Source organism: Aquincola sp. J276, from assembly GCF_024700035.1.
Taxonomy (GTDB): Bacteria; Pseudomonadota; Gammaproteobacteria; order Burkholderiales; family Burkholderiaceae_C; genus Aquincola; species Aquincola tertiaricarbonis.
Genome location: NZ_JAJONC010000002.1, coordinates 1,065,543 through 1,087,963, shown reverse-complemented (window position 1 = coordinate 1,087,963; position 22,421 = coordinate 1,065,543). Strand labels below are relative to the sequence as shown.

The following is a 22,421-nucleotide window of genomic DNA, read 5'->3' as shown; positions in this document are numbered from 1 at the left end:
CGTCCTACGAAGAGCCCCCGGAGCCCCCCGGACACTTTCTGCAACAGGCGCGTGTAAGGAATGCGAATGCAACAAAGAAAACCCTCGGTCCTCGCCTTCGTCATGGCGGGCGGGGAAGGTTCACGGCTGTTCCCGTTGACCCAGCACCGGTGCAAGCCCTCGGTGCCCTTCAACGGCAAGCACCGGGTCGTCGACTTCGTGCTGAGCAACCTCGTGAACTCCGAGATCTGCTCCGTCTACCTGCTGGTGCAGTACAAGTCGCAGGCGCTCATCGAGCATGTGCGGCAGTCGTGGACGATGGCCCGCTTCATCCCCGACCACTTCATCACCGTGGTGCCGCCGCAGATGCGCGACGGCCCCGAGTGGTTCCGCGGCACGGCCGACTCCGTCTGGCAGAACCTGCACCTGATCGAGACCCACCGGCCCGACTACGTGGCCGTCTTCGGCGCCGACCATGTGTACCGCATGGACGTGCGGCAGATGCTGGATGCGCACATCGCCGCCGATGCGGACGTGAGCGTGGCCACGCTGCCGGTGTCGCTGGAGAAGTGCTCGCAGTTCGGCATCGTCGAGACCGATGCCGAGCTGATGGTGCGCGAGTTCCGCGAGAAGCCCAAGATGGCCGTGCCCATGCCGGGCCGGCCGACGCATGCGCTGGCGTCGATGGGCAACTACATCTTCTCCACCGACGTGCTGCTGGACGAGCTGCGTCGCGCCCACCGCAACGGCGAGCGCGACTTCGGCGGCGACATCCTGCCGCGCATGGCCAAGAGCCATCGCGTGCTGGCCTACGACTTCACCACCAACCACATTCCCGGCCTGGCCGAGTTCGAGGACCCGCACTACTGGCGCGACGTGGGCACCATCGAGGCCTACTTCGAGGCCCACTTCGACACCCTGGGCGCCAAGCCGCGCTTCCGCATGACCAACCCGGCCTGGCCGGTGTACGCCAGCCAGGATCCGTCGGAGTCGGCGCAGATCGAAAGCGGCGTGCTCAACCGATCCGTCGTCGGCTCGGGCTGCGTGGTGAACAACGCGCGGCTGGACCACGCGATGCTGCGCAGCTCCGTCACCGTGTGCGAGGACGCGCAGCTCTCGCACTGCATCGTGATGGAGCGCACCACCATCGGCCGCGGCACGCGCATCACGCGGGCCATCATCGACCAGGACAACGACATCCCGGCCGGCGAGGTGATCGGTGGCGACCGCGAGCGCGACAGCCAGCGCTTCCACGTCAGCGACAGCGGCATCGTGGTGGTGCCCCGCGGTTACTTCCGCCGTGCTGCGGCCGGCCGCACGCCGGTGCTGGCCAGCTCCAACCTCAAGCTGGGCCTGCCCACCGCCGCCGAACCGGCACGCAGCCTGGCCACCACCCCCGCACGCATCGCGCAGGCCAAGGCCGCGGCATGATCCCGCTGCAGGCGGTGTGGCCGGGCCGGCCGTATCCGCGCGGCGCCACTTGGGACGGCCAGGGCGTGAACTTCGCGCTCTTCTCGCAATACGCGGAGCGCGTGCAGCTGGCGCTCTTCGACGAGCGCGGCCGCGAGCGCCAGCGCATCGAGCTGCGCGAGCGCACCGACCATGTCTGGCACTGCTACCTGCCCGAGGCGCGGCCCGGCCAGCTCTACGGCTACTACGTGCACGGGCCCTACAAGCCCGAGGAAGGTCACCGCTTCAATCCGCACAAGCTGGTGCTCGACCCCTATGCCAAGGACTATTCCGGCGAGCTGCGCTGGCATGACGCGCTCTACGGCTACACCATCGGCCACCGCAAGGCCGACCTCTCGTTCGACCGCCGCGAGAGCGCGCAGTACATGCCCAAGTGCCGGGTGCTGGAGCCCGCCTTCAGCTGGGGCGACGACCGCCGGCCCGACATCGCCTGGCACGAGATGGTGGTCTACGAGATGCACGTCAAGGGCTTCACCATGCAGCATCCCGGGGTGCCTGCGCCGCTGCGCGGCACCTACGAGGGCCTGGCCAGCAAGCCCGCCATCGAGCACCTGAAGCGCCTGGGCGTCACCACGGTGGAGCTAATGCCGGTGCACTCCTTCCTCAACGACCGCTACCTGGCCGAGAAGGGGCTGCAGAACTACTGGGGCTACAACACGCTGGGCTTCTTCGCGCCGGAGATGCGCTACTCCGCATCGCAGAAGGTCAAGGAATTCAAGACCATGGTGCGCACGCTGCATGCGGCGGGCATCGAGGTGATCCTGGACGTGGTCTACAACCACACCTGCGAAGGCAACCAGCTCGGCCCCACGCTGTCGATGCGCGGCATCGACAACGCCTCCTACTACGTGCTGGCCGAAGACCGCCGCTACTACAACGACTTCACCGGTTGCGGCAACACCGTCAACATCGAGCAGCCGCGGGTGCTGCAGCTGGTGATGGACAGCCTGCGCTACTGGGTGGAGGAGATGCATGTCGACGGCTTCCGCTTCGACCTGGCCTCCGCCCTGGCGCGCGAGGGCGGCCGGGTGGATCACCTGGGCGGCTTCTTCGACTCGGTGCGGCAGGACCCCACGCTCAACACCGTCAAGCTCATCGCCGAGCCCTGGGACCTGGGCGAGGGCGGCTACCAGACCGGCCGCTTCCCGCTGGGCTGGGCCGAGTGGAACGACCGCTACCGCGACGGCATGCGCGCCTATTGGAAGGGCGACGAAGGCCAGCTGGGCGAGCTGGCGCGCCGGCTCACCGGCTCGTCCGACCTGTACGGCCGCAGCGGCAAGCGGCCCAACGCCAGCATCAACTTCGTGACCGCGCACGACGGCTTCACGCTGCACGACCTGGTCAGCTACAACGACAAGCACAACGAGGCCAACGGCGAGGACAACCGCGACGGCCACAACCACAACCTGTCGTGGAACTGCGGCGCCGAAGGCGAGACCGACGATGCCGAGGTGCTGAAGCTGCGCGAGCGCCAGAAGCGCAACCTGCTGGCCACGCTGCTGCTGAGCCAGGGCGTGCCGATGCTGCTGGCCGGCGACGAGATGGGCCGCACCCAGCGCGGCAACAACAACGCCTATGCGCAGGACAACGCCATCAGCTGGCTCGACTGGCAGGCCACGCCGGCGCGTGAATCGCTCACCCGCTTCGTGGCGGAGCTGATCGCGCTGCGCCGCCAGCATCCCACCTTCCGCCGCCGCGACTTCTTCGCCGGCCCGGCCGGCGAGCGCGGCCACGATGTGCGCTGGCTGCGCCCCGATGGCGTGGAGATGGGCGAGGCCGAATGGAGCGAGGCCTTCGCGCGCTGCCTGGGCATGTACGTGGCCGGCGACGGCCTGGCCGACACCGACCGCTACGGCGTGCTGCTGGTCGACGACGACTTCCTGCTGCTGTTCAACGCGCACCACGAGGACGTGGACTTCGTGGTGCCCCCCTTCGAAGGCGAGGACTGGACGGTGCGCATCGACACCGCCCGGCCCGATGCCGAGCTTCCGACCACCGTGGTCGCCCCCGGCGACCGCTATGCGCTGTGCTGCCGCTCGCTGGCGGTGCTGTCCCGACCTCTTCCCGCGCCCCGCGAATCCGCCGCCCCATGAATCCCTCTCCCGACACCTTTCGCTTCGGCCCGCAGATCGACGGCGACGCCACCCGCTTCAGCCTCTGGGCGCCCAGCCTCCACGGCGTCACCCTGGAGATCGTCGACGGCGACGGCCAGGTGCTGCGCACCGAGCCGCTGCAGCGCGATGCCGACGGCTGGCACCAGGCCCGCGTCGGCGATGCCGGCCACGGCACGCTGTACCGCTTCCGCGTGCGCGAGGACCTGGCCGTGCCCGACCCCGCCTCGCGCAGCAATCCGCAGGGCGTGCACGGCCCCAGCCAGGTGATCGACCCGGACCACTACCCCTGGCGCCATGCCGCCTGGGCCGGACGGCCCTGGCACGAGGCGGTGCTCTACGAGCTGCACGTGGGCACCTTCACGCCCGAAGGCACGCTGGCCGCGGCCGCCGCGCGGCTGCCCACGCTGCAGGCCGCCGGCATCACCGCGGTGGAACTGCTGCCGCTGGCGGCCTTTCCCGGCGATCGCGGCTGGGGCTACGACGGCGTGCTGCCGTTCGCGGTGCATCCGGCCTACGGCACGCCCGACGACCTGCGCGCCTTCGCCGAGGCCGCGCACGAGCTGGGCCTGATGGTGCTGCTGGACGTGGTCTACAACCACTTCGGCCCCGACGGCAACTACATGGCCGCCTACTGCCCCGAGCTGGTCAACCCCGAGCACCACACGCCCTGGGGCTCGGCCATCAACTTCGATGGCGAGCACAACGAGGCGGTGCGCCGCTTCTTCATCGAGAACGCGCTGTACTGGGTGGACACCTGCCGCCTGGACGGCCTGCGGCTGGACGCGGTGCATGCGCTGGTGGACACCTCGGCGCTGCACATCGTGCAGGAGATCGACCAGGCGCTGCTGCAGGGCCCGGGCCGCCAGCGCCAGGTGCACCTGGTGCTGGAGAACGAGCGCAACTCCGCACGGCTGCTCACCCGCAGCGGCGGCCCCGCCGGCTCCGGCCTGGCCCAGTGGGACGACGACTGGCACCATGCCGCCCATGTGGTGGCCACCGGCGAGACCGACGGCTACTACAGCGACTATGCCGACCAGCCCGTGCGGCAGCTGGCGCTGGCGCTGGCCGAAGGCTTCATCTACCAGGGCCAGCCCAGCGCCTTCGCGCATGGCGAAGTGCGTGGCGAGTCCAGTGCCGGCCTGTCGCCCACTGCCTTCATCACCTTCCTGCAGAACCACGACCAGATCGGCAACCGTGCGCTGGGCGAGCGCATGGATGCGCTGGCACCCACCGCGCGGCTGGAGGCGCTGCTCACGCTGCTGCTGCTGTCGCCGCAGGTGCCGATGCTGTTCATGGGCGAGGAGTTCGCCGCCACCACGCCGTTCCTGTATTTCTGCGACCACGCGGGCGAGTTGGCCCAGGCGGTGACCGAGGGCCGGCGCAACGAGTTCGCGCGTTTTGCCGCCTTCTCCCATCCCGAGGCGCGCGAGCGCATCCCTGACCCCAACGCGGCCTCCACCTTCGAGGCCAGCACGCTGCGCTGGGCGGAGGCGCAGCGGGACGCCGGCCAGCAGCGGCTGCAGCTGGTGACGCAGCTGCTGTCGATGCGGCGCGAGCACCTGTGGCCGCTGGTGCCCGGCCTGCAGGGCCCCGGCCGGTACGAGGTGCAGGGCGATGCCCTGCATGTGCACTGGCAAGCCGGGGACGGCACCCGCTGGCACCTGCGCGCCCACCTGGGCGAAGGCAGCGCCCGCCTGCCCATCGGTGCCTCGGAGCAGCCGCTGCACCTGCAGGCCGCCGCGGTGATGGACGGGGCATGCCGCTTCGACGGCCCCGGTGCCATTGCCTCCCTCGAACCCGCCGTGCGTGCCGCCGGCCAATGAGCACGTACCCACCGATGCCTTCCAACGCCCCTCCCGCGCGCATCCCGCGCGCCACCTACCGCCTGCAGCTGCACAAGGACTTCGGCTTCGAGGCGGCCACCGCGGTGCTGCCCTACCTGCAGCGGCTGGGCGTCAGTCATGTGTACTGCTCGCCCATCTGGCGTGCGCGTCCAGGCAGCCTGCATGGCTACGACGTGGTGGCCCACGACGAGATCAATCCCGAGCTGGGCGGCGACGAGGGCTTCGAGCGCTTCTCGCAAGCCGTGAAGGCGCACGGCCTGGGCCTGCTGCTGGACATGGTGCCCAACCACATGGGCGTGTTCGGCGCCGACAACCCCTGGTGGCTGGACCTGCTGGAGAACGGCCAGGCCTCGCGCTACGCCACCTACTTCGACGTGGACTGGTCGCCACCCAACCGCACGCTGCGCGGCAAGGTGCTGGTGCCGGTGCTGGGCGCCGCCTATGGCGACGTGCTGGAACGTGGCGAGCTGCAGCTGGCCTATGCCGACGGCCGGCTGGCCATCCGCTACCACCAGCACCTGTTCCCGCTCGATCCGCGCAGCTATGCCAAGGTGCTGCAGCGGGTGGTGGAGGAGCTGCCCTCCGGCGAGCCGGCACGGCTGGCCATGCAGCGGCTGAGCAAGGAAAGCGCGGCGCTGCCAGCGCATGACGACCCCGACGCCGCCCACCGCGCCGACCGCCAGGCCGCGGTGCCGCGGCTGCAGGCCGCGCTGGCCGAGGCCGCCGCAGAGGAAGAGGTGCGCGAGGCCATCGACACCGTGCTGAAGGCGCTGAACGAAGACCCGGGCCGCGATGCGCTGGATGCGCTGCACGACCGCCAGGCCTACCGGCTGGCCTGGTGGCGGGTGGCCGCGGACGAGATCAACTACCGCCGCTTCTTCGAGGTGAACGAGCTGGCCGCGATGCGGGTGGAGGACGAAGGCGTATTCGAGGCCACCCATGCCCGCGCGCTGGACATGGCCGCCGCCGGCACGGTGGACGGCCTGCGCATCGACCACCCCGACGGCCTGCTCGACCCCAGGCAGTACTTCGACCGGCTGCAGCAGGGCTACCTGAAGCGCACCCGGCCCGAGGCGGTGGACACACTGATGGCCGAGGCCGCCGAGTCGCGCCAGTGGCCGCTGTACGTGGCCGCGGAGAAGATCGCCGCCGCCCACGAGGACGTGCCGCACACCTGGGCGCTGCACGGCACCACCGGCTACCGCTTCGCCAACGTCATCAACGGCCTGTACGTGGAGCGCAAGCATGCGCAGCGGCTGGAGCGGCTGTGGCGCGAGTACGCCGACGTGGGCCAGGACTACGAGGAGATCGTGCGCGAGGCCAAGCTGGCGGTGGCGCGCGGCTCGCTGGCCAGCGACCTCACGCTGCTGGCGCAGGCCCTGCACCGCGTGGGCCAGGCCCACCGCAGCACCCGCGACCACGGCTTCAACACGCTGCGCGAGGCCCTGGCCGAGGTGGCCGCCAGCATGCCGGTGTACCGCACCTACGTGATCGACGAACCCAGCGCGCAGGACAAGCGCTTCATCGAATGGGCGGTGGCCGATGCCAAGCGCCACACCGACATCGCCGACGACAGCGTGTTCGAGTTCGTGCGCCGCTGCCTGCTGCTGGACCCGCCGCCCGGCCTGGGCGGCGCCACCACCGAGGCGCTGCTGCGGCGCTTCGTGCACCGCTTCCAGCAGTTCTGCGCGCCGGTGGCGGCCAAGGGCGTGGAGGACACCGCCTTCTACCGCTACCACCGGCTGATCTCGCTCAACGAGGTGGGCGGGGAGCCGGCGGTGTTCGGCCTGTCGGCCGCGGCCTTCCACGGCGCCAGCGTCGACCGTGCGCGCCACTGGCCGCACACCATGCTGGCCAGCTCCACCCACGACAACAAGCGCGCGGAAGATGTGCGCCAGCGCATCAACGTGCTGTCGGAGCAGCCGGCCGCCTGGCGGCTGGGCCTGCGCCGCTGGCGCCAGGGCACCCGCGGCCTGCGCACCGAGGTGCATGGCAAGCCAGCGCCTTCGGCCAGCGACGACTACCTGCTGTACCAGACGCTGCTGGGCAGCCTGCCGCTCGATCCGCTGGACGATGCGCAGCTGGCCGCCTACCGCGAGCGCATCGAGGCCTACATGATCAAGGCCACCCGCGAGGGCAAGCAGCACACCAGCTGGACCCGGCCCAACGAGGCCTACGAGGCCGCGCTCAAGCGCTTCATCGGCGGCGTGCTGGGCCGGCTGCAGCCCAACCCGGTGCTGACCGAGCTGCGCCAGCGCGCGGCCGAGCTGGCCTGGTTCGGCGCGCTCAACAGCCTGAGCGCCACCGTGGTGAAGATGGTGTCGCCCGGCGTGCCCGACCTGTACCAGGGCTCGGAGCTGATGCCGCTGACGCTGGTGGACCCGGACAACCGCACGCCGGTGGACTATGGCCACCGCGACCGGCTGCTGGCCACCTTCGAAGCCGCGCAGCAGGCCGGCACGCCGGCGCAGGACACCATCGCCGAGCTGAGCGCCGAGCCCGCCGATGGCCGGCTGAAGCTGTGGTGCCTGTGGCGGCTGCTGCAGCTGCGCAGCGAGCTGCCGTCGCTGTTCTTCGAGGGCGACTACCTGCCCGTGCGGGTGCAGGGCGACAAGCGTGCGCATGCCATCGCCTTCGTGCGCAGCACCCGGGAGGCGACGCTGGTCGTCATCGCCGGGCGCAAGTTCGCGCAGGGCTTCGCCCAGGCGGAATGGCCGGTGGGCGAGGCGGCCTGGGCCGGCACGCGCCTGGCCTGGCCGGCAGCGCTGGTGCGCCGGCTGCAGGGCGCGCAGGCCACCGAGGTGCTCAGCGGCCAGGCCGTGCAGCTGCCCGACGGTCCGCTGCCGCTGGGCAGCGTGCTGCAGCAGCTGCCGGCTGCGGTGCTGCTGGTGCGGCATGCCCCGCGTGGCGCTTGATGCAGCGCAAGGCCGCGCGGGCCGTGGTTTCTAGACTTGCCTGCATGCGAACCGCTGCTGCGTTCGAGATGGAGGCGACATGAATGCCCTGACCCGCGTGGATACCTTCAACGACCTGCTGCCCGACATGCTGCGCCGCTTCTCGCGGCCCTTCGGCCTGGCCGAGCACCTGCCGCCCGAGATCAAGCTCGACGTGACCGAGCACGACGCCGACTATGCGGTGCGGGCGGAGATTCCGGGCGCGCGCAAGGAAGACATCAGCGTCACCATCGACGGCAGCTTCGTATCCATCGTGGCCGAGCTGCGCAGCGAGAGCGAGCAGGCCCGACACGGCCGGGTGATGCTCAAGGAAAGCAGCCTGGGCCGCGTGTCGCGCGGCTTCTCGCTGGCCCACGAGATCGACGCCGGCGGCGTGGTGGCCAGGCTGGAGGATGGCGTGCTCAGGCTCACCCTGCCCAAGCGCGAAAGCAGCCGCAGCCGCACGATCCAGGTGCAGTGAGGCGGCGGGCCCGGGCGCCCGGCGGGGCCTTGCGGCACCGCCGGCGCAAGGCCTTACTTGGCGGCCAGGCCCAGCTTCTCGATCAGCTGCTTGTCCTTGGCAAAGGTCTCGGTGGCCCAGGCGCGGTACTCGTCGCCGGTGCGGTACCACACCTCCTGGTTCAGCTGGGCCATCACCTCGGCATGGCGCGGGTCGTCCATGGCCTTCTTGAAGGCGTCGTGGATGGTCTTGACCACCGCCGGGTCCATGCCCTTGGGGCCCACCAGGCCGTAGGGCGAGGTGGACACCACGCCGTAGCCCAGGTCCTTGGCGGTGGGCACCTCGGGCCAGCGCTTGGTGCGCTTGTCGCCGAAGGTCAGCAGCAGGCGCATCTGGCCGGCATCGACGAACTTGTCCCAGCCGGTGGCATCGCTGGCGGCCATCACGTGGCCGCCGATCAGCGCCTGCATCTGGTCGGCGTTGCCCTTGAAGGGCACGTGGTTCAGCTGGATCTTGGCAGCCTCGGCCACCTCCTCCATCAGCAGGTGCGGGCTGGTGCCGATGCCGGTGGAGCCGTAGTCGATCTTGCCCGGCTCCTTGCGGGCCGCGGCCACGTAGTCCTGGAAGGTCTTGTAGGGCGAATCGCTGCGCACCACGAAGCCGAAGGTGTAGCCCGACACGCCCATGATGAAGGTGAAGTCGTTCAGCGGATGCCACTGCGTCTTCTGCATGTGCGGGATGCGCAGCATGCCCATCGGGAACTGGGCGATGGTGTAGCCGTCGGGCTTGGCGGTGAGCGCCATGCCGCCGGGGCCCAGGGTGCCGCCGGCGCCGGGGCGGTTCTCCACGATCACGTTCTGGCCCAGGTGCTTGCTGGCCAGCTCGGCCAGCAGGCGGTGGTGGCGGTCGGTGGAACCGCCGGCGGGCCAGGGCACGATCAGCGTGATCGGCCGGCTGGGATAGGCCTGCGCCTGCGCGGCGCCGAACGGCGCCAGGGTGGCGGCCGCGGCCGTGGCGGCCAGCAGGGTGCGGCGGCGGATCGAGCCCGGCGCAGTGCCGTTGGCGGATGTCGGGTGGCGGGTGGGCTTCAAGGTCGCGCTCCTTCAGGTCGGCAAAAACGGGAAAGCCGGCGGCTGCCGGCGGGCCCCCGCCACGCGGGCAGGGGCTTCAGTTGAAGCGGAGGCAGGCTGCGTGGGCTTACCTCTCGCGGGACACGGGCTCGGCCGGCAGCGGCTGGCCGCCGGGGCCGGCGGCAAAGCTCAGCCAGCCGACGGCGGCCTGCTGGCCCACGCCGGGCTTGCTCCAGTCGCACACGCCGGTGGTGAACACCGCCTGCAGGCGGGTCAGCTGCGCGGCGTCGAGCTTGCCCTGGTAGTCGGCGGCATTCACCGGCTTCAGCTGGCACTTCAGCACGTCCTCGGTCAGCGGGCCGCCGGCCACCTGGCGCGGCGACGCGGCCTTGCGCAGGTACGGGTCGGCATCGCAGGCGGCGGCGTCGGTGACCTTCACGCTTTGCGTGGCGTCGGTGCTCAGGAAGCAGTGGTCCGCGGCGCCGGCGGGCTTGGCGGCCACCACCTTCTGCTCGATCGGGTTGGTGCTGGTGTCGGCCTTCAGCTTGGTCAGCCACTCGTCCATGGTCAGGAAGGCGCTGGTGTTCATCGTGGCCGACGGCGTGAAGCCGTTGCGGCCGAAGCGCCAGATGACCTGGTTGTCGTGGTTGCCGTTGGCCTTGTCCAGCCGGTCGCGGATGGAGAAGCTGCGCCACTGGTGGTGGATGCCGACCAGCGCCTGCGGGAAGGCAGTCAAGCCCGGCGGCACGTCGATCAGCGAATCGTCGTAGCCGCGCATGTCGATCACCGGGGTCTTGGCCAGCTGCTTGCCGCTCATGACGATGCCGGTCTTGTAGGCGATGTCCAGCGCGGTGGTGTCGGCCTGCGAGCGGGCGGCCATCAGCTGCGAATCCTTGTCCACGCCGCCGATGGTCTCGTTCAGCGTCACGAATTCCTCGCCGGTGATGGCGCCGTCCAGCAGCGCCTTCAGGCCGTACTGCACGCCGGTGTTGTCACGCGTCTCGCGGGCGCGGATGCCGTCGTCCGACTTGCCCCAGATGGAGGCCGCCCACTCCCAGGCGCTGCAGCGGGCGCCGGTGGGATTGGTGGTCTTGTCGAACACCTGGCTGGTGGGCAGCTGGCAGTTGTTGGTCAGCGCGGTGGCCTGCGCGATGGCGCCGGTGGTGTTGTCCACGACCGTGCGCGCCAGGTAGTTGCCCACCTGCGCATTGGTGCCGAAGCGGTTGAACCAGGCATGGCAGCCGGTCTGGTCGCGGTGGCCGTTGATGGCGGCCTTCTTGGCATTGGCCTGCGCGGGCGTCAGGCCGGCGGTGGCATTCAGCCAGGCGGGCTTCTGGTAGGCCTCCACCAGCAGCACGCAGTCGTTCACCTCCAGCAGCGTCGATTCGGAGTCGGGGTAGGCGCAGGAGATGGTGATGCCGTCCAGCAGCCCGGGGGCGATGGAGGCGTTCATGTTGCTGTTGATCGAGCCGCCCGAGCAGCCGCTGCCCATCGTGTACTTGATGGCGCCGTAGCTGTCGCCGATGTGCTCCTTCATCATCATGACCGTCTCGGACATCATGACGCGGTTGGAGTTCTGCAGCGAGTCGGTCAGGCTGTTGGCCACCACCATGAAACCGCGCGAGAGCGACTTGTCGTCCGTCCAGGCGGTGGCGGGGCGGAACTGCCGGCGCGGCTGGCCGGTGCTGGCGCCGAACTGGTAGAGGATCTTGCCGTTCCACTGCGCCTGCGGCGCCACCGGCGTCCACGGCTTGGTGGGGTCGAACAGCACCGCGATGTCGTAGATGCCGCGGTTCATCGTGCCGCGCTCCACGCGCACGATGTAGGGCACGGTGGCGCCGGCATCGGTGGTGGTGGTGGCCAGGTCGGCCGGCGTGCTGCCCACGGTGTAGGGCTTGAAGCAGGGATTGGCCGGCGGGTTGGCTGTGGTGGGCGGGGTGGTGCTGTCGAAGGGCACCGACGGGCTGGGGTCGGGCAGCGCAAAGCTGCAGCCTGCCGTGGTGGTCTTGTAGTACAGCTTGAATTCGGTGGCGATATTGCACTGCGCATCGGTGGCGGTGGTGCCCAGGCCGCTGGCATGCGTGGCCGGCGTGGTGCCGGTGGCCGGCTGCGGCGTGGGCGTGGCGCACACGTAGGGCGTGGTCTGCGGGCCCGAGAGCACCGGGCCGCCGCGCGGCGCATTGGTGATCTTCAGTTCGGCCGCGCTGGTGGTGCCGGTGCGGGCCACCAGCGTGTTCTCGCCACTGGCCAGGCCGGTCACCAGGCCCGTGATGCGGCCGTTGCGCAGCGCGAAGGCGCTGGTCACGTCACGGCCGCCCACCTCCACCTTCAGGCCGTCGGCCTGGCCGCCGGCGGGCAGCACGATCTCCACCATCGCATCGCCACCGCTCACCAGGTCGGCGCGGGTGGACAGAGTCTTGATCTGCACTGCAGGGTCATCGTCGTTGCTGCCGCAGCCTGCCAGCAGCATGATCGCGAGCGCGATCGGCGTGGCGCGCAGCGCCGGCCCGGGGAGGTACTTCATGCCTGTCGTCTCCGTGTGTGCGCCGTGCGGCGCTGTTATGTGGCACCGGGTGCCCGTCGTATTCCGCACTGCAGAATGGCGCGAAGGTGCCCGAAGACCATCGTAGTTCGGCAGGCTCGCCTGTGTAAACGCGGCACAAACCCGCAGCCTCTGTCACCCGCGGGACAGCAGGACGAGGGCGTCCCGGCATGCCTTATTCCGCAATGCGGACTAATATGCCGGCATGAGCCGACGCCGCATTACCCCTGAGGACACACCTGCCGAGGAAGACCGCCGCTATGTCACTGCGCTGGCCCGCGGCCTGGAGGTGCTGCGCTGCTTCCGCCCGCAGGACCGCTGGCTGTCACACCAGGAGATCGCCCGCCGCACCGGCCTGCCGCAGGCCACCGTGTCGCGCCTGACCTTCACGCTCACGCACCTGGGCTACCTGCGCCACCAGGCCGATGCCGGCCAGTACGCGCTGGCGGGCGGCGTGCTGGCGCTGGGCTTCAGCATGCTGTCCAACTTCGACATCGCCCGCATCGCACGGCCGGTGATGCAGGCCATCGCCGACCGGGTGGAGGCCGCCGTGTCGATGGGCCTGCGGCATGAGCTGCAGATGGTGTACGTGGCCCACTGCCGCGGCGCCGGCCGGCTGACGCTGGGGCTGGACGTGGGCGCCCGCCTGCCGCTGCCCGACACGGCCATGGGCCGGGCCCTGTTGTGCGCGCTGCCCGCCACCGAGCGCGACGCCGTGTGCGCACTGCTGCAGCAGGCCGATGCCGGGCGATGGCCGCGCCAGCGCAGTGGCCATCGACACCGCGCTGGCGCAGCATGCGCGGTGGGGCTATGTGCTGTCCGAGCAGGACTGGCAGCGCGAGATCAGCGCGGTGGGCGTGCCGGTGCAGGTGGGCGATGGCCGCCCGCCGCTGGCGCTGACCATCGGCGGGCCCTCCAGCTACCTGACGCACGAGGTGCTGATGCGCATGGGTCCGATGCTGGTGGAGGCGGCCGCGCAGATCAGCATGCAGATTCATGCGGGAGGGGCGTAGCGGCGGCCGTCACCGGCGCTGCGTGGCCTGCCTGTTGCAACGCCTGCTGCAGCCGTGCGCGGTCAGGGAAGCGCCGCGCCCGCCACCGCGGCGGCACATGGCAGGTGGCCTCCAGCAGGTCACCGAAGTGCGCCCGCACCGTCGCCCACGGCAGCACGGCGGTGCACTGCTCGCCTGCCACCAGGTAGGCCATCACCACGTTGTCGCACTGGGGCAGCAGCGCGTCCGAATCTTCGGGCCAGACGGCGTAGTTGATCAGCGTGCCATCCTGCGCCTGGGCTGCAGTGAAGGCGGCGACGAACACCGACTCGCCATGCAGCGCCACCAGGGCATCACGCTGGCTGGCATAGGCCGCCATGCGGTGGCGCATTGACAGCAGCGCCTGCAGCGCCGCGGCGCGTCCCGACAGCGCGTGCGCTGCCCAGCCGTGCCCCTGCAGCGCCAGCGGCTGTTGCGACAACCAGCGACCCGTGCCGTCCAGACCGCCCACGGCCCATGCCAGCATCGCGTCGAGCCCCTGCTCGTCGGCCGCCGACGTCACCAGCAGCGCATCCCGGAACGGCACCATCGCCACCGGCTGGCCGGCCGGCGCGCGCTGGATGAGCTCGGGCAGCAGCAGGCGCGAGCTGTCGTAGCTGTCGCCATACTCGGCGCGCCACAGGCCTGGTGCCAGCGCCACCCAGCGCACCTGCGCCGGCAGGCCGCGCAGGTTGTCCATCGCGTCCTTCAGTGCGTCGTCCCAGCCTTCGCCCCAGCCGTCCAGCTGGCTTTGCTGCACCGGCAGCATCGATTCGGGCGTGTCCACCACCAGCGCGATCACCAGGTCGCCGACCCAGCTGCGGTAGGCCATCGCAAAGTCGGCGCCGTCCGCCAGCCTGGCCACCGACAGCCGTGCAGCCTCGACGTCTTCCAGCGTGCGCACCACCGGCAGCAGGTGTGGCCGCACCGCTGCATAGCCTCGAGGGGCCGTCAGCGCAGGCGACATGAGCTCGCCCAGGAAGCGTTCGAGCCGCCCATCGCGCTCGCGCCGCGGTGCCACGCGCCATTCGCCCCACAGCCGCGTGAGGTTGGTGGAGATGCGCGTGCCATCGGGGCGTTGCCCCCGCACTTCCATGCGGGTTTCGTCGGCCTCTATCTGCGTCAGGCCATGTCGCTGCAGCCAGCGCGTGGCGTCGCTGACGAGGCGTTGTGGAGTGGCGCGGCGAAGGAGTTGGTCAATGAGTTTCATATTTGCAATTTCGGAATTGCGAGGTCGCAATTCGAATTGCAATTCGTTGACTATTGCTCGGCCTTTGCTGCCATCTCTATTCGCAACGCCACGATCCAGCCCATGACCGGCCGCCGCTGTTCCTCGCGCAGCACCCGCCGCACCAGGTTGACCACCGCAAAGCCGTGCGCCGCGGCCAGCCGGCGCAGGTAGGGCTCGCTGTGGGCATAACGCATGTGGCTGTCCAGCCGGTAGTCGGGCGGTTCGGCGCCGTCCTCCGGGGCCGCGGCGATCTCGGCTGAAAACGCCAGCACGCCGCCCGGCCGAAGCGCATGCCTAACGCCGGCAAACACCGGGCCGAGGTCGCCCAGGTAGATGAAGGTGTCGGCCGCCACCGCGATGTCGTAGTGGCGGGCGCCGGCCAGCAGGTGCTCGGTGATGTCGGCCTGCGCCAGGGTGTCGTACACGCCGCGGCGGCGCGCCGCCTCGACCATGGTGTGCGACAGGTCCACGCCTTCCAGGTGCTGTGCCGGCGGCTTGAGCCGGGCGCCGCACAGGCCGGTGCCGCAGCCCAGGTCGATCACCCAGCCCGGCGCCGCGCCCGCGGGCTGGCCGGCCTGCCAGGCCGCCAGCGCGTCGGCCGCCACGTCCTCGTGCGCGCGGTAGCGCAGCACCTGTACCAGGTGCGGCTCGAAGTCGTCGGCATAACCATCGAACAGCGCCTGCACATAGGCCCTGGGCGCCACGGACGGCGCGGCCTCGGTGCCCAGCGCGGCGAGGAAGTAGCGGTTGGTGTCGGCGTCGTCGCCTTCGTCGATGGCGCGGCGCAGCGCGGCGGCGGCCTCGTCGCGCCGGCCCAGGTCCTTCAGCAGCTGGCCCAGGTGGCTCCAGGCCGCACCCAGCGTGGGGTCGACGGCCACGGCCCGGCGGTAGGAGGGCAGGGCTTCCGCATGGCGCTGCAGCTGCTGCAGTGTCTGGCCGTGCAGCATCCAGGCCGGCGCGCGCTGCGGCTGGTGCTGCAGCAGGCGCTCCAGCGCGGCCAGTGCCTCGGCATGCCGCTGCAGGTGGCCCAGGCACAGCGCCCGGTAGAACTGCGCGACACCGCTGCCGGGGTCCAGGGCCAGGGCCCGCTCGAAGTTGCCCAGTGCCTCGGCATGCCGGCCCAGCTCGCCGGCCGCCAGGCCGCGGTGGGTCCAGGCATCGGCATGCTGCGGCTCGGCGGCCAGGGCCGTGTCCAGCGCCTGCAGGGCGGCTTCGCGCTGGCCCAGCTTCAGCCGTGCCGCGCCCAGGTTGATGAGCACCGACACCCGGCCCGGCGCCAGGGCCAGCGCTGACTCGAAGCGTTCGGCGGCCTCCGCCGCATGGCCGGCCTCGAACCGGGCCACGCCCTCCAGGAACAGGCCGCGCGCGGCCTCCAGCGCGGCGGGCGTGCCTGCGGCCGGCGTGTTCAACGCAGCCGCAGGTTCAGCTGGTCCACCATCGGCGCCCAGTCGGCGTCCTCGCGCCACTCCTCCTTGAGGAACTGGGATTGCGCCGGCGACCAGAACGGCGCATCGCCCAGCAGCATGTCCGGCGGCAGCGGCCGGTGGGTGGCAATGAACTGCTCGATCTCCTGCGTGCTGCTGGGCAGGCCCAGCTGGCTGAAGAGTTCACCGAGGTCGTGGTTGGGTAGTTCCATGCGTACTCCTTTGGCCGGAACGCTAACAGCGGGCGGGCGTGCCGGCTGTAGGACAAGCGCGGCTGCGCGCCGATGCGGCCCTGCGTGTGCAGCAGGTGCAGGCCGTTGTGCGCCCGCGAGGCGGACAATAGCCTGCAAAGCACAAACATCGCGGGAGCGCCAATGCGGAAGTTCGAGCGTGGCTGAGTGGACGGGTGCTGGGGGCGACGCCGCCGCGACGGCGGGCCCGCGGGCCTGGTCGGTGCGGGCCATGCTGGCCGCCCTGGTGGCTGCCTGCGTGCTGCCCGCGGCCATCGCCGCGGGCGCCCTCCTGTTCGAGGACTACCGGCTGCATCGCGAGAAGCTGTACCGGGAGGAACTGCTGCTGGCCCAGGGCGCGGCCGGCGAGATTGACCGTGAGCTGGCGCGCATCGGCGCCACGCTGGAGGCCCTGGCCACCTCCAGCGAGCTGGCCAGCGGCCACCTGGCCGACTTCCACCAGCGGGCCAGCCAGGCGCTGGCGGTGGGCCTGGTGGACAACTTCGTGCTGGTCGGCCGCGACGGCCGCCAGTTGCTGAACACCCTGCATGCCTTCGGCACGCCACTGCCGGGGGCCGGCCCGCGGCCCGAACTGGCCCGGGTGTTCGACCGCGGCGAGATGACCGTCACCGGCCTGCTGGGCAACGGCCTGTTCAAGGAAAGCACCATCAGCGTGGCGGTGCCCGTCTGGCGTGACGGCAAGGTGGCCCAGGCGCTGGCGGTGGGCCTGTCGCCGGCGCGGGTGGCCGGCCTGCTGCGCCGCCATGCGCTGCCGGAGAACTGGGTGGCCGCGGTCGTCGACGGCCAGGGCACCATCATTGCCCGCTCGCTGGACAACGCGCGCTTCGTCGGCACGCCGGCCCAGCCCGCGCTGGTGGAGGCCATCGGCAGCCGCCGCGAAGGTGTGTTCGACACCCGCACCCGCGAGGGCTTCGACGTGGTCACGGCCTTCACCCGCTCCAGCGTGTCCGACTGGAGCGTGGCCGTGGGCGCGCCGCAGTCGGAAGTGATGCGGCAGCTGCACCGCTCGCTGGCCATCGCCGCGCTGGGCGTGGCCGGCGCCATGGCGGTGGGCATGGGCGTGGCGCTGCGCTGGGCGCGGCGGCTGACGCAGTCGGTGCAGGGCCTGATCGGCCCGGCGATGGCGCTGGGCCGCGGCGAGCTGGTGGCCGCGCCGCGCACCGGCCTGAAGGAGGCGGACGCGGTCGGCCAGGTGCTGGAACAGGCGTCGCGCATGCTGGCCCATGCCCAGCACCTGGCCCACACCGATGCCCTGACCGGCCTGAGCAACCGGCTGCTGTTCGAGGCCCTGGCCCACCGCCAGCTGATCGACGACCAGCGCAACGGCCACCGCCGCGTGCTGATGGCACTGGACCTGGACGGCTTCAAGGCGGTGAACGACCACCACGGCCATGCGGTGGGCGACCAGGTGCTGAAGATGGCGGCCCAGCGCATCGTCGCCAGCCTGCGCTCGGCTGACGTGCCGGCCCGCCTGGGCGGCGACGAGTTCGTGGTGCTGCTGAGCGACAGCACGCCCGACGGCGCCGCCATCGTGGCCGAAAAGCTGGTGCGGGCGCTGTCCGACCCCTATCCCGGTGTGCGCCAGCCGGTATCGGCCAGCGTGGGCATCGCGGTGGCGCCAGCCGCGGGCGCCACCGTGGCCGACCTGATGCGGCGCGCCGACGAGGCGCTGTACGAGGCCAAGCGTGCAGGCAAGCGGCGCTGGGCCGCGCGGGCTTGAAATTTCGGCAGGCACGGCGGGTGCTCTTGCCGCGCGTCCTGCCAGTTGCATCGCACGACTCTTGCTTCGCTGCAGCGAGGTGTAACTTGATGCCAGTTACACACCGTTCGCAGCGGTAGACGACCCGCTGCGCAAAGAACCGTCCCCCGCTGTTACCACCCTCAAGATGTTTCCGTGTGCGTTTCGTCACACGAATGGTGATTATTTGCCTTAACGTAGGCACATATTGCCGCAAAACATTCTGACAAGAGGGATTTCCTTTGCTGAACTTCGAACAGCACCTGCCATCCGGCGCCGCCTGCACGGCTGCGCGCGATGGCCGCTTGATGTCGATGGATGGCCTCAGTTCCGCATTGATCGCGCGGAACACCTCCTGGGTGCGCCAGGAAGCCAGCCTGCTGGCCCGCAAGCTGCCTTCCAACGTGGAGCGCGCCGACCTGATCCAGGTGGGCCTGATCGCCGTGGCCCAGTCCGCCCTGGCGTTCCGCTATGAAGGCGACCATGACAGCGAGGAGGCCCGCCAGGCCTTCGTGCGCTATGCCCGCGCCCGGGTGCGCGGCGCGATGCTGGACGAGTTGCGTGGCATGGACGTGCTGCCGCGCGCCGAGCGCCGCCGCATCAAGGTGCTGGAGATCGCGCGCGAGCGCTGGTGCACCCTGCACGGCCGCAGCCCCAGCCTGGCCGACCTGAGCCAGGCCTGCGGCATCAGCATCGACGAGGTGGCCGCGCTGGAGCATGCGGCCCACCGCGCGCGCCCCGAGCAGCTGCCCGCGCGCACCGACGACGACGAGGCCGGCCACCTGGCCGCGCGCGAGCCCGCCACGCCGCAGGACGAGGTGGAGGCGCGGGTGGACACCGGCCTGCTACTGCGCCGGCTGGAGCGCTTCTTCACCAAGCTGCCCGAGACCGACCGCCAGGTGATCGACGCCTACCTGGGCGTGGGCATGACGCCGGTGCAGCTGGCCGATTCGCTCAGCCTGAGCGTGTCGCGCATTGCGCAGCGCTATGCGGCCGTGTGCCGGCGCATCGCCATGCACATGGGCAACAGCCCAGTGCGGGCGGTGGACCGCGTGGGCGCCGACACCGGCGAGCGCTTCGACCACCTGGTGCAGCAGCGCGAGGCGGCGCTGCGGCGCCAGGCCTGCGGCCAGGCCCATTGGGGCCGGATGCTGGAGGACGTGCTCACCGCACCCGACCGCCGCTTCCACGGCCCGGGCGAGGACGAGCGCATCGTCGTGCGTACCGGCACCCGCTGGGGCTGAAGCCGACCGGGGCTTTGCGACGGCTGTCACGGGCGGTGTAGTCGGTGACCGCTAACATGGTGCGCAAAGGGGGTGGCCGCCCCCATGGGATGGAGCCGTACCCATGCACCATGCACGACCTGCGCATTCTTCACCTGGAAGACGACCCCTTCGATGCGGACCTGGTGCACCGCGAGGTGACGCGCCTGGGCCGCCATCCCATGTGGTGCCAGGTGGGCAATGCTGAGGAATTCCATGCCGCCATCGACCAGCACCGGTTCGACGCAGTGGTGTCGGACAACTCGGTGCCCGGCATCACCGGCCTGCAGGCGATGGAACTGGCGCGCCAGCGCCAGCCCGGCATTCCGTTCATCTTCGTCAGCGGCCGCACCGATCCTTATTGGAGCGAGCACTGCCTGGCCGCCGGCGCCACCGACTACGTGCCCAAGAACGAGCTGTGGCGCCTGCCCAGCGCGCTGCAGCGCCTGAACGCCGCCCGCGAGACCCAGCGACTGGCCACGCTGACCGAGGCCCGCGCGCTGCTGGTGGACCTGGTCAAGCAGCTGTCGATGGCGCGCAGCGTGGAGGCGGTGGTGCAGGTGGTGCGCCGCGGCGCACGGCAGCTCACCGGCGCCGACGGCGCCACCTTCGTGCTGCGCGAGGGCGAGCTGTGCCACTACGTGGACGAGGACGCCATCGGCCCGCTGTGGAAGGGCCGGCGCTTCGGCATGGACAGCTGCATCAGCGGCTGGGTCATGCGCCAGGGCCGGGCCGCGGTGGTGCCCGACGTGCGGCTGGACGACCGCATCCCGCAGGACGCCTACGCACCCACCTTCGTGCGCAGCCTGGTGATGGTGCCCATCCGGGCCGAGGCGCCGATCGGTGCCATCGGCAACTACTGGTCGGTCGAGCATGCAGCCACCGACGACCAGGTGGCGCTGCTGCAGGCGCTGGCCGACAGCACCTCGCTGGCGCTGGAGAACGTGGCGCTGCTGCAGGGCCTGGAGCAGCGGGTGCAGCAGCGCACCGGCGAGCTGCGCGAGGCCAACCGCGAGCTGGAGGCCTTCAGCTATTCGCTCTCGCACGACCTGCGCGCGCCGCTGCGCGCGGTGCAGGGGTATGCCGACCTGCTGCTGATGGACCATGAGCCGCCGCTGCACGGCCAGACCGAGCAGTTCGTGCGCCACATCGCGCTGGCCGCGCGCCGCATGGACACGCTGATCGACGACATGCTGACGCTGGCCAAGGTACAGCGCAGCGACCTGCGGCTGCAGCCGGTGCGCATCGGCGCGCTGGTGCGCGAGATGCTGGCCACGCTGCAGCAGCGCGAGCCACAGCGCCAGGTGCGGCTGCAGATCGACGACACGCTGGTGGCGCAGGCCGATCTGCCGCTGCTGCGGCTGGCGCTGGACAACCTGGTGGCCAATGCCTGGAAGTTCAGCAGCCGCCAGCCCGACGCGGTGATCGGCTTCTCGGCCGCGCCGGCCGCAAACGGCGGCACCGAGTTCTGCCTGTGGGACAACGGTGCCGGCTTCGACATGGCGCAGGCCGGCCAGCTGTTCGAGCCCTTCCGGCGGCTGCACAAGGCCTCGGACTTCCCCGGCACCGGCATCGGCCTGGCCATCGTGCACCGGGTGGTGCAGCGGCACGGTGGCCGCATCCATGCGCAGGCGGCGCCCGGGCAGGGCGCGCGCTTTTACTTCACGCTGGCACCGCAGTTCGTCAGTCCAGCCTGAACACCGTGTCGCCCGGGGCCGCCTGGCAGCCCGGGCCCATCGGCTGCCAGCCGCGGCGCAGCACCGCCTGCGCGCCGTCGTGGCACAGCTCCAGCCGCTGCGCGCCCGGCACCTGCTGGCGCACGAAGGCCTCCAGCGTGGTGGGCAGGCTCACCTTCAGCTGCAGCGACAGCACGTCGTCCTGCGGATGGTCGTCGAAGTGCACCCACGGGATGAAGGGGCCGGCGAACATCAGCGCATGCGAGCCCACGTCCACCGGCTGCGGCGCATAGCCCTGCGCCTGCAGCCAGTGCTGCGCCCGTGCCCGCAGGCCCGCCGAGCGCTCGCCCGCCAGCGGCGCCCAGGCCAGCGCCATCAGCTCGGCCACCCACTGGTTGCAGTTCTGGTAGCGCTGGCTGAAGGGATAGGCATTGGCGCTGTAGGTGGCGGCCAGCAGGCTCAGCGCTCGCGGGTTGTCCAGCGCGGCGGCCTGCAGTTGCGCCCCGGCGGCCGCGGGCAGCAGCACCATCGACACATGGCCGGTGTCGGGCCGGTCGTTGCCCATCACGAAGCCGGCGATGCCCTGGTCGTACAGCCGCGGCCGGCTCTCGTCGCAGGCATAGTAGAGCTGGCGCACCGACCACGGGCCGTTGGCGCTGGCCTTCAGGCTGATGCCGGCATGCGAATAGCGCAGGCCGAAGCGGTCCAGGTCGAGCCCGCTGCGGGCGATCAGGGCCACCTCGTGGCCCGAGGCATCCAGCTGCTGCTTGATGAGGGCCGCGAACTGCAGCAGCTGGTCCTGCTGCGCGGCGCTGAGCTGCGGGCCGAGGCCGCAGAAGGCGGGCGATCCGGCCTGGGCCGCGCCGGCGGCAGCCAGCAGCGACAGGAGCGCGGCGGCCCGCCGGGCCGCGCGGCGCAGGCTCAAAGCGGGACGGGGCGCGAGGCCAGCTCGCCGTGCCAGGTGTCGGCCAGCACCAGGAAGAAGGGCTGGCGGTTGTCCACCCGCGCGAACTGCACGCCGTAGGGCCGGTGGCGCGCGTGTACCAGGTCGCCTTGAACGAGGCCGGCCGGTTGCACGGCCTGCTGCGGCAGCTCCAGCTGGAAGCGGCCCTGCGGGCCGGGCGTGGCCTCGGCCTGCAGCGTCAGGCGCAGGCGGCCAGGGCGCTCGGCCGCAGCCACCGCCACGATGCGGTAGTCGCCCTCGGCCACGCGGTCGTCGCCGCCCGAGCTGCGGCTGGAACCCTGGATCGAATCGGACACGCTGCCCGAGGAGGCCGAGCCCGCGCTGGAGGCGGAGGACACCGCGCTGTCAGCGCGGGCGGTGGATGCCATCACGGCGATGCTGGCCACCAGGGCGGCGGCCAACGGCTTGCAGGAAACGCTCATCTCAACTCCG

At 71.0% G+C, this 22,421-nt stretch carries 17 protein-coding genes and 1 pseudogene; 10 read left to right on the top strand and 8 right to left on the bottom strand.

Translation table 11 applies throughout. The features are described from left to right. The first annotated feature begins 66 nt into the window (after nucleotides 1–66). The 5 genes from LRS14_RS22905 to LRS14_RS22885 all read left to right on the top strand — a co-directional run bounded on the left by LRS14_RS22905 (nucleotide 67) and on the right by LRS14_RS22885 (nucleotide 8,821). Nucleotides 67–1,410, top strand: coding sequence for a glucose-1-phosphate adenylyltransferase (locus LRS14_RS22905; protein WP_083440483.1), 1,344 nt, complete (start codon nucleotides 67–69; stop codon nucleotides 1,408–1,410). After that, nucleotides 1,407–3,542 (top strand): glycogen debranching protein GlgX, encoded by a 2,136-nt coding sequence (glgX, locus tag LRS14_RS22900; protein WP_257801249.1) that lies wholly within the window; start codon nucleotides 1,407–1,409, stop codon nucleotides 3,540–3,542. The genes LRS14_RS22905 and glgX overlap by 4 nt, the downstream gene beginning before the upstream one ends. Further along, nucleotides 3,539–5,386 carry a malto-oligosyltrehalose trehalohydrolase gene (gene treZ, locus LRS14_RS22895; RefSeq protein WP_257801248.1) on the top strand — a complete coding sequence of 616 codons (1,848 nt, stop codon included), beginning with the start codon at nucleotides 3,539–3,541 and terminating at the stop codon, nucleotides 5,384–5,386. Before glgX ends, treZ begins: the two co-directional genes overlap by 4 nt. A gap of 14 nt (nucleotides 5,387–5,400) precedes the next feature. Continuing rightward, nucleotides 5,401–8,322 carry a malto-oligosyltrehalose synthase gene (treY, locus tag LRS14_RS22890; RefSeq protein ID WP_257801247.1) on the top strand — a complete coding sequence of 974 codons (2,922 nt, stop codon included), beginning with the start codon at nucleotides 5,401–5,403 and terminating at the stop codon, nucleotides 8,320–8,322. 79 nt (nucleotides 8,323–8,401) lie between these two features. Next, a complete protein-coding gene (locus LRS14_RS22885) occupies nucleotides 8,402–8,821 on the top strand; it encodes an Hsp20/alpha crystallin family protein (RefSeq protein ID WP_046112618.1) in 420 nt (139 codons plus the stop codon). A 53-nt stretch (nucleotides 8,822–8,874) separates the two neighbouring features. Here the strand turns inward: LRS14_RS22885 and LRS14_RS22880 are convergent, their stop codons facing one another. Both LRS14_RS22880 and LRS14_RS22875 read right to left on the bottom strand, forming a co-directional pair. Then, a complete protein-coding gene (locus tag LRS14_RS22880; RefSeq protein WP_404977606.1) occupies nucleotides 8,875–9,891 on the bottom strand; it encodes a tripartite tricarboxylate transporter substrate binding protein in 1,017 nt (338 codons plus the stop codon). Between the two features lie 106 nt (nucleotides 9,892–9,997). Beyond that, the gene (locus LRS14_RS22875) at nucleotides 9,998–12,394 is read right to left on the bottom strand and encodes a DUF6351 family protein (protein ID WP_257801246.1); all 2,397 of its coding nucleotides are present in this window, start codon (nucleotides 12,392–12,394) and stop codon (nucleotides 9,998–10,000) included. A gap of 223 nt (nucleotides 12,395–12,617) precedes the next feature. Between LRS14_RS22875 and LRS14_RS30785 the strand changes: the two are divergent. Next, a pseudogene (locus LRS14_RS30785) lies at nucleotides 12,618–12,773 on the top strand (helix-turn-helix domain-containing protein); the annotation flags it as partial. Here the strand turns inward: LRS14_RS30785 and LRS14_RS22870 are convergent. Next, nucleotides 12,738–13,187 carry a hypothetical protein gene (locus LRS14_RS22870; protein ID WP_257801245.1) on the bottom strand — a complete coding sequence of 150 codons (450 nt, stop codon included), beginning with the start codon at nucleotides 13,185–13,187 and terminating at the stop codon, nucleotides 12,738–12,740. The pseudogene LRS14_RS30785 and the gene LRS14_RS22870 overlap by 36 nt on opposite strands. Between LRS14_RS22870 and LRS14_RS22865 the strand changes: the two genes are divergently transcribed. Continuing rightward, nucleotides 13,180–13,425, top strand: a complete 246-nt coding sequence (locus LRS14_RS22865; protein ID WP_257801244.1) for an IclR family transcriptional regulator C-terminal domain-containing protein — start codon at nucleotides 13,180–13,182, stop codon at nucleotides 13,423–13,425. The genes LRS14_RS22870 and LRS14_RS22865 overlap by 8 nt on opposite strands. Here LRS14_RS22865 and LRS14_RS22860 read toward each other — a convergent pair. From LRS14_RS22860 to LRS14_RS22850, 3 genes are read right to left on the bottom strand one after another with little or no spacing between them, the layout of a single operon-like run. Continuing rightward, nucleotides 13,394–14,653 (bottom strand): hypothetical protein, encoded by a 1,260-nt coding sequence (locus LRS14_RS22860; RefSeq protein WP_257801243.1) that lies wholly within the window; start codon nucleotides 14,651–14,653, stop codon nucleotides 13,394–13,396. The genes LRS14_RS22865 and LRS14_RS22860 overlap by 32 nt on opposite strands. A 50-nt stretch (nucleotides 14,654–14,703) precedes the next feature. After that, nucleotides 14,704–16,083: a tetratricopeptide repeat protein gene (locus LRS14_RS22855; RefSeq protein WP_257801242.1), complete on the bottom strand. Its 1,380-nt coding sequence runs from the start codon at nucleotides 16,081–16,083 to the stop codon at nucleotides 14,704–14,706. Then, entirely contained in the window at nucleotides 16,080–16,310 is a 231-nt protein-coding gene (locus LRS14_RS22850; RefSeq protein ID WP_046112613.1) for a DUF2789 domain-containing protein, read from the bottom strand. Before LRS14_RS22850 ends, LRS14_RS22855 begins: the two co-directional genes overlap by 4 nt. A 178-nt stretch (nucleotides 16,311–16,488) precedes the next feature. Here LRS14_RS22850 and LRS14_RS22845 point away from each other — a divergent pair, with 178 nt between their 5' ends. The 3 genes from LRS14_RS22845 to LRS14_RS22835 all read left to right on the top strand — a co-directional run bounded on the left by LRS14_RS22845 (nucleotide 16,489) and on the right by LRS14_RS22835 (nucleotide 21,046). Then, nucleotides 16,489–18,069, top strand: a complete 1,581-nt coding sequence (locus LRS14_RS22845; protein ID WP_257801240.1) for a diguanylate cyclase — start codon at nucleotides 16,489–16,491, stop codon at nucleotides 18,067–18,069. Between the two features lie 260 nt (nucleotides 18,070–18,329). Further along, nucleotides 18,330–19,331: a sigma-70 family RNA polymerase sigma factor gene (locus LRS14_RS22840; protein ID WP_257801239.1), complete on the top strand. Its 1,002-nt coding sequence runs from the start codon at nucleotides 18,330–18,332 to the stop codon at nucleotides 19,329–19,331. Nucleotides 19,332–19,441: 110 nt separating this feature from the next. Then, nucleotides 19,442–21,046, top strand: a complete 1,605-nt coding sequence (locus tag LRS14_RS22835; protein ID WP_257801237.1) for an ATP-binding protein — start codon at nucleotides 19,442–19,444, stop codon at nucleotides 21,044–21,046. Here the strand turns inward: LRS14_RS22835 and LRS14_RS22830 are convergent. After that, on the bottom strand, nucleotides 21,033–21,950 hold the full coding sequence (locus tag LRS14_RS22830; protein WP_310740869.1) for a DUF2145 domain-containing protein: 918 nt from the start codon (nucleotides 21,948–21,950) through the stop codon (nucleotides 21,033–21,035). The genes LRS14_RS22835 and LRS14_RS22830 overlap by 14 nt on opposite strands. Further along, nucleotides 21,947–22,411, bottom strand: coding sequence for a hypothetical protein (locus tag LRS14_RS22825; protein ID WP_257801236.1), 465 nt, complete (start codon nucleotides 22,409–22,411; stop codon nucleotides 21,947–21,949). The genes LRS14_RS22830 and LRS14_RS22825 overlap by 4 nt, the downstream gene beginning before the upstream one ends. Nucleotides 22,412–22,421 lie beyond the last annotated feature (10 nt).

Bases quoted from the DNA above. Each gene is read 5' to 3' on its own strand.
- LRS14_RS22905 (WP_083440483.1), top strand. From the start codon at position 67: ATGCAACAAAGAAAACCCTCGGTCCTCGCCTTCGTCATGGCGGGCGGG.
- glgX (WP_257801249.1), top strand. From the start codon at position 1,407: ATGATCCCGCTGCAGGCGGTGTGGCCGGGCCGGCCGTATCCGCGCGGC.
- treZ (WP_257801248.1), top strand. From the start codon at position 3,539: ATGAATCCCTCTCCCGACACCTTTCGCTTCGGCCCGCAGATCGACGGC.
- treY (WP_257801247.1), top strand. From the start codon at position 5,401: ATGCCTTCCAACGCCCCTCCCGCGCGCATCCCGCGCGCCACCTACCGC.
- LRS14_RS22885 (WP_046112618.1), top strand. From the start codon at position 8,402: ATGAATGCCCTGACCCGCGTGGATACCTTCAACGACCTGCTGCCCGAC.
- LRS14_RS22875 (WP_257801246.1), bottom strand. From the start codon at position 12,394: ATGAAGTACCTCCCCGGGCCGGCGCTGCGCGCCACGCCGATCGCGCTC.
- LRS14_RS22870 (WP_257801245.1), bottom strand. From the start codon at position 13,187: ATGGCCACTGCGCTGGCGCGGCCATCGCCCGGCATCGGCCTGCTGCAG.
- LRS14_RS22860 (WP_257801243.1), bottom strand. From the start codon at position 14,653: ATGAAACTCATTGACCAACTCCTTCGCCGCGCCACTCCACAACGCCTC.
- LRS14_RS22850 (WP_046112613.1), bottom strand. From the start codon at position 16,310: ATGGAACTACCCAACCACGACCTCGGTGAACTCTTCAGCCAGCTGGGC.
- LRS14_RS22835 (WP_257801237.1), top strand. From the start codon at position 19,442: ATGCACGACCTGCGCATTCTTCACCTGGAAGACGACCCCTTCGATGCG.
- LRS14_RS22825 (WP_257801236.1), bottom strand. From the start codon at position 22,411: ATGAGCGTTTCCTGCAAGCCGTTGGCCGCCGCCCTGGTGGCCAGCATC.